General features: G+C 72.5%; 5 protein-coding genes. 3 read left to right on the top strand and 2 right to left on the bottom strand.

The features are described from left to right. The coding region (locus E1283_RS29545) for an SMI1/KNR4 family protein (protein ID WP_132821230.1) at window positions 1–1,188 on the top strand (1,188 nt) is incomplete at its 5' end. A gap of 13 nt (window positions 1,189–1,201) precedes the next feature. On the opposite strand, the gene manD is transcribed toward E1283_RS29545, so the two are convergent. Beyond that, window positions 1,202–2,431, bottom strand: a complete 1,230-nt coding sequence (gene manD / locus E1283_RS29540; RefSeq protein WP_132821229.1) for a D-mannonate dehydratase ManD — start codon at window positions 2,429–2,431, stop codon at window positions 1,202–1,204. 14 nt (window positions 2,432–2,445) lie between these two features. Then, a complete protein-coding gene (locus tag E1283_RS29535) occupies window positions 2,446–4,392 on the bottom strand; it encodes a glycoside hydrolase 5 family protein (RefSeq protein WP_132821228.1) in 1,947 nt (648 codons plus the stop codon). A gap of 168 nt (window positions 4,393–4,560) precedes the next feature. Here E1283_RS29535 and E1283_RS29530 point away from each other — a divergent pair, with 168 nt between their 5' ends. Beyond that, window positions 4,561–5,643, top strand: coding sequence for a LacI family DNA-binding transcriptional regulator (locus E1283_RS29530; protein ID WP_132821227.1), 1,083 nt, complete (start codon window positions 4,561–4,563; stop codon window positions 5,641–5,643). Then, entirely contained in the window at window positions 5,640–6,305 is a 666-nt protein-coding gene (locus E1283_RS29525) for an alpha-ketoglutarate-dependent dioxygenase AlkB family protein (RefSeq protein WP_132821226.1), read from the top strand. The genes E1283_RS29530 and E1283_RS29525 overlap by 4 nt, the downstream gene beginning before the upstream one ends. The last annotated feature ends 123 nt before the right edge of the window (window positions 6,306–6,428 follow it).

The following is a 6,428-nucleotide window of genomic DNA, read 5'->3' as shown; positions in this document are numbered from 1 at the left end:
GAGATGGACGGGGCGGGCTGGCGGCCGTTTCTGGAGCGGTGGAGTCGGGAGCGGGTCCTGGTGGAGGGCACCGCGTCCGAGGGGTGGCTCGGGTTCCCGCCCGCGTCCGAGGAGGCGGTGCTGGCCGCCGAGGCACGGCTCGGGCGGCGGCTGCCGCCATCCCTGCGGGAGTTCCTGCTGGTCACGGACGGCTGGCGGGAGGCGGGCCCCTTCATCTACCGGCTCGCCGGGGCCGCCGAGCTGGCCTGGTTGCGGGACACCGATGACGAGCACTGGATCGAGGCCTACTCGGGCGAGGCCGACGAGGACTGCGAGGGCTGCGAGGCCGACGAGGACTGCGAGGACGACGACGGCGCGCTGCTCCGGCGCACGCTGCGGATCTCGCTCGACGGGGATTCCGCGCTCATGCTGCTCGATCCCGAGGAGGTGGACGAGCGCGGCGAGTGGCAGGCGTACTGGCTGTCGTCGTGGTCCGGGATGGGTCCCGAGCCGCGTGGTTCGTTCCACGACCTGATGTACGGCGAGTACACCTCGTTCCACCGGCTCGGGCGGCAGGGCGACGAGGGGCGGAGCGACGAGGGCCGGTGTGACGAGGGGGTGGAGCGGGGCAGGTCGGCGGCGCTGGCCGGCGATCCGGAGGGCGCGTTGGCGGAGCTGGCGCGGCCGGTCCGCTTCGGCCGGTGGCGGGCCGAGCTGCTGCGCTGGCAGCTTCTCGCCTTCCTTGGCGACTGGCGGAGCACGCCGTTGCGGCACGTCGTGGCGTTCGGCGGCAACGCGGAGTTGGTGGAGCGGGATCCCTTCTTCGCGCGGGAGTTGCTGCCGCTGCTGTTCGCCCGCCGGGAACAGGGCGTGCTCGACTACCTGTCGTTGCTCAGGGGCGTGGCGGCCGAGGCCGTCGGCGACCTCGACGCACGGCGGCGCGAGCCCGGGTTCCGAATATCCCTGGGGAACGCGGAGTTCGACGCCGTGGCCCGGGGCGTCGCGGACCGGTTGGCGGCGGAGTCGGATTCCGCGGCCCGGCGGCGGCTCGGCGACGCGTTGTGGCCCGAGCTGCGGGCGGCGATGGCGGGGTGGCGGCCGGTCGGCGAGAACCACGTGGCGCCGGTGGTGTTGCTGGCCGAGCCGGTGCTGAGCGAGCTGATCACTCCCGACCGGGGGCGGGAGTTGCTCGCCCAGCCACGCGGCTAGGACGGCGTCGGCGTCACCAGTCGTGCACGGTGCCGTCCGTCAGGCGGTTCACCGGGAGGTACGCCTGCTGGTAGGGGAAGCGGGCCGCGGCCGTGTCGTCGAGGGTGACGCCGAGGCCCGGGGTGTCGGACGGGTGGAGGAGGCCGTTCTCGAACCGGTAGCTGGTCCGGAAGACCTCCAGCGTGTCGGCGGAGTGCCGCATGTACTCCTGGATGCCGAAGTTGTGGATGGCCAGGTCCAGGTGGAGGGCGGCGGCCTGGCCGACCGGGGAGATGTCGGTGGGGCCGTGCATGCCGGACTTGACGCCGTAGACGGCGGCCAGGTCGAGCAGCTTCTTCATCGCCGTCACGCCGCCGGTGTGGGTGACGGCGGACCGCACGTAGTCGATCAGTCGTTCGGAGAGCAGGGTGGTGTAGTCGTGGACGTGGTTGAAGACCTCGCCGATCGCCAGGGGGGTGGTGGTGTGCTGGCGGATCAGCCGTAGCGCGGTCTGGTCCTCGCCGGGGGTGGCGTCCTCCAGCCAGAACAGGTCGTAGGGCTCCAGGGCCTTGCCCAGCTTGGCGGCCTGGATCGGGGTCATCCGGTGGTGGCCGTCGTGCAGCAGCGGCAGCTCGGGGCCGAACTCGGCGCGCACCGCCTCGAAGACGGTGGGGATGTGGCGCAGGTAGGCGCGGGTGTCCCAGGTCTCCTCGACCGGCACGGCGGTCGGGCGGGCCGGCTCGTAGTCGTAGCGTTCGCCGCCGCCGGCGGCGGAGGCGGCCACGCCGTAGACCGAGTCGAGGCCGGGGATGCCGGTCTGGATCCGGATCGCGCGGTAGCCGGCGTCGAGGTGGGCGCGGATGGAGTCGAAGAGCTCGGGTGTGTCGCGGCCCGAGGCGTGGCCGTAGGCCAGGGCCCCGGTGCGGGAGGCGCCGCCGAGCAGTTGGTAGAGCGGCATGCCGGCGGCCTTGGCCTTGATGTCCCACAGCGCCATGTCGACGGCGGCTATGGCGGCCATGGTGACCGGGCCGCGCCGCCAGTAGGCGCCCCGGTAGAGGTACTGCCAGGTGTCCTCGATCCGGCCGGCGTCCCGGCCGATCAGCAGCGGGACGACGTGGTCGCGCAGGTAGGAGTCCACGGACAGCTCGCGGCCGTTGAGGGTGGCGTCGCCCAGCCCGGTGATGCCGTCCTCGGTGGTGATGCGCAGGGTGACGAAGTTGCGTCCCGGGCTGGTGACGATGGTCTCGGCGGCGGTGATCTTCATGGGGAGAAGACTCCTCAGCGTGCGAGTTCGGCGACGACGACGCCGAACGGGGGCAGGTCCACGGTGGCCAGCTTCGCACCGTCGAGGTCGAGGAGGTGGCCCGCGGTCCTCAGGGTGGGGGCGGCGGTCAGCGGCTCGTCGTGCTGGCTGACGAACCAGACGAAGACCCGGCCGTCCTCGTGCGCCATCGAGCCGACCAGCACCCGCGGGTCGGCCACGGAGACCTCGGGGGCGACGCCCGCCTCGGCGGCCAGCGCCGCGTAGAGCCGCCAGGTCGGCTCGGGGTTGACGCGCGGGGTGACGGCGGCCATGTGCTCGATCGGGTAGGTGCACAGCACCAGTTGTCCCTCGCCGACGCGGCGGGTCAGCAGGGCCGGCCGGCCGTGGGCGTCGACGGCGATCACGTCGGCGCCGTCCGACTCGACCGGCAGGTAGGTGCGGGAGTTCTCGGTGCCGGCCACCGTGAACACCAGTTCCTCGCCGGCCCGGATCGAGCCGAAGTCGCGCCGGAAGACCATCCGCAGCTCGTCGTCCTCGATGGGGTCGGTCAGGCCGTAGCGCAGCGCCTTCCGCACCCCGAACGTCTCGTCGAGCTTCGGCCACCAGGGTCCGCGCTGGTTGAGGTGTTCGCCGACGAAGTAGGAGGCGTAGACGGTCGCGCCGGCCGCGGCGCGCTCGGTGAGCGCCCGCCAGCCGGGGGCGGTGAGCTGCTTGGCGGACGGCAGCAGGTAGAGCGCGCAGTCGTCCGGCAGGCCGTCGGCCTCGCGGACCACGCCGACCGGCAGGTCGGCCTCGCGGGCGGCGACGTACGCCTGCCGGGTGTGGGCGAAGACGCTGGTGGCGTCCTCGGGTTGGGTGAAGGGGTACATCTTCTCCAGGAAGGAGGAGACGACCAGGGCGACGCCGGTGTCGGGGCGGTGCAGCCGCCCGATGTCGACCCGCGCCAGGACGTCGGTGAAGCGCTTGACCTCCCGCAGTTGCTCCTTGGGCCGGCCGAGGTGGTCGGTGAGGCCGAAGTGCATCTCGAACGGGTGGTGGCTGTAGGGCTCCTGCTGGTAGAGGTCGTCGTAGTCCGTGTTGTTCCACGGTATCCAGCCGGTGGCGCCGGCCAGCAGGGTGTTGTGCAGCACCTGCCGGTAGTAGTGCGCGGCGTTCTCCTCCGAGACGTAGTCGGAGGTGAGGCCGAACTCCTCCATGACGACCGGCAGTTCGTCGATGTCCAGCAGCTCGCAGATGAACGCGGCGCCCAGGTGCTGGCGGACGGCGTCGGTCTCCATCCGGTAGACGTGCGGGCCGTGGAAGTCGATCAGCTCGGCCAGGTCGCGGACCCGGAAGCCGTTGTCGGCGCCGGTGACCTCGACGCCCCAGGCGCCGTCGCCGACCGAGGCGGGCTGGGTGGCGCCGGCGGCGCGCAGCGCGTCGATCAGGGTGCGGGCCCAGGCGGTGACGGCGGTGTGGTCGACGGTGCCGATGCCGCGGGACTGCCAGTGGGCGTAGATCGGGATCTCGTTGGTGAGGAGCCAGCCGGCGACGGCCGGGTGGTCCTTCCAGCGGGCGCCGAGGGTGGCGACGTACCACTCCTGCTGGGCGACGAAGGAGGCGTCGGAGAAGATGTCGCGGCCGGCGCGCCAGGCCGGGTCCCAGTTCTGACCCGACATGTGGCCGACGATGAACGTCGGGATGGTGGTCATGCCGAGCGCCTGGTGGCGGTCGAGGAAGTCGTCGAAGTGGGCGAGGAGTTCGTCGTCCAGGGTGTTCTCGGCCGGCATGAAGTCGGGCCAGTAGAGGAAGGAGCGGGTGAGCGTGATGCCGTGCTCCCGCATGGTGCGGAGTTCCTCGTCGATGACGTCGGGCTGGTAGTTCCGCCACATCAGGGGGCCGCCGGTGCGGGACCAGTAGTTGACCCCGACCCAGACCACGGCGTCGTCGCCGTCCCGGAGCTTCGCCGCGTTGCGCCTCATCGATCGTTCCCGTTCCTTCCGGCTTCCAGCGAGAGATCCCGCTAGGTATATCGTTTTACTAATCCGCTGTCGAGGCCGCTGCTACGGTGGTGCACTTCACGCCACGGCCGGCAGACCGGGTGGACCGGGATAGCGGGTGACGAACGGGGGATAGCGGGTGACGAACGGGTGACAGAGCGGGACACCGGGCGGAGCGCGCGGCAGCGCGGGCCCGCCGCCAAGCCGACGATCGCCGACGTGGCCGCGCTGGCCGGGGTCTCCGTCTCGGCCGTCTCCAAGGTGGTCAACGGCCGTTCCGGGATCTCGGCGCCGACCAGACAGCGGGTGCTGGACGCGGCCGACAAGCTGCGCTGGTCCCCCTCGGTGACGGCGGTGGCGCTGCGCGGCGCCCGCACCCGGGCCATCGGCATGGTGGCCGGCCGGGCCTCCGACGTGCTGGCGACCGACCCGCACTTCACCGTGTTGATCTCCGGAATCGAGCGGGAGCTGGCCCCGGTCGACTACGGGCTGCTGCTGCACATCGTCGGCGAGGAGCCGGGCGCCGAGGAGCGCGCCTACCGGCGGCTCGCCGAGGAGCGGCGGGTCGACGGCGTCATCCTGACCGAGTCGCGGATCGGCGACCCCCGGTTCGAGCTGCTGCGTCAACTCCGGCTGCCCGCCGTGCTGGTGGGCGTGCCCTGGCAGTCCGACCCGGTGGTCTCGGTGCAGGCGACCGGGCAGGAGGCGGGGGTCAGGGCCGCGGTGCGGCACCTCGCGGAGCTCGGGCACCGCAGGGTCGCCTACGTCTCGGGGCCCGAGGACCGGGTGCACTCCGTCTTCCGGCGGCGGGTCTTCGAGTCGGCACTCGCCGAGTTCGGCCTGCGCCCCGGCCGGGTGATCGTCTCCGAGTTCACCGCCCAGGGCGCGGTGGCGGCCACCGAGGAGTTGCTGGCGCCGCCCACCGAGGAGCGGCCCACGGCCGTGCTGTTCGCCAACGACACGATGGCGGTGGCGGCGATGAACGCGGCCCGCCGGCTGGGCGTCGAGGTGCCGCGCGACCTCTCGGTGATCGGCTACGACGACCTGCCGCTCGGCGAGCTGGTCTATCCGCGGCTCACCACCATCGGGCAGGACCTGATCCGGGTCGGCCGGGCGGCGGTGGCCGCGATGTTCCGGCTGCTCGACCCCGACCGGGCCGTCGCCGAGCCGCCGCCGCTGCGCCCGCCGGAGCTGGTGGTCCGCGAGTCGACGGGGCCGGCGACCCGGCCGTGACCGCCCTGTTCGGAACCGAGGTCGCGCCGGGCGCCGTGCACGTGCCCGGCTGGCTCGACACGGAGCGGCAGCGCGAGCTGGTCGCGGCCTGCCGCGCCTGGGCGACGGGCCCCGTCCCGATGCGGCACACCAGGCTGCCGCTCGGCGGGGTGATGTCGGTGCGCACGGTGTGCGTGGGCTGGCACTGGCAGCCCTACCGCTACACCCGCACCGCCGACGACGTGAACGGCGCGCGGGTGGTCGGGTTTCCCGACTGGCTCCGGGAGTTGGGCCGCGAGGCGGTGGCCGACGCCTACCGGGACCCGGCCGCCGGCGCCGCCTACGCGCCGGACGCCGCGCTGGTCAACTTCTACGACGAAGCGGCGAGGATGGGGATGCACCAGGACAAGGACGAGCGCTCGCCCGCCCCGGTCGTCTCGCTCTCGGTCGGCGACACCTGCGTCTTCCGGTTCGGCAACACGGAGAACCGCAACCGCCCCTACACGGACGTCGAGTTGGCCTCCGGCGACCTGTTCGTCTTCGGCGGCCCCTCGCGCCTCGCCCACCACGGCGTCACCCGGGTCCACCCCGGCACCGCCGACCCGGCCACCGGCCTGCGCGCCGGCCGACTCAACATCACCCTGCGGACGACCGGCCTGTCGGACGGCCGGGACCAGCCCTAGACGAGTAGTTCCGAATGAGGGGTTTTCTGACGTGGGGGAGGGTGTCCAACATCGGGTTGTGACGACCGAGTTAGACACCCTCTTGACGGCACTGTACGTCCACGTCGATGACCGGTTGAAGAC

This window comes from Streptomyces hainanensis (assembly GCF_004348415.1).
Taxonomy (GTDB): Bacteria; Actinomycetota; Actinomycetes; order Streptomycetales; family Streptomycetaceae; genus Streptomyces; species Streptomyces hainanensis.
This window is presented reverse-complemented; position numbering and strand designations above follow the sequence as displayed.

Excerpts from the sequence above, each read along its gene's own strand:
- manD (WP_132821229.1), bottom strand. The coding sequence starts at position 2,431 with ATGAAGATCACCGCCGCCGAGACCATCGTCACCAGCCCGGGACGCAAC.
- E1283_RS29535 (WP_132821228.1), bottom strand. The coding sequence starts at position 4,392 with ATGAGGCGCAACGCGGCGAAGCTCCGGGACGGCGACGACGCCGTGGTC.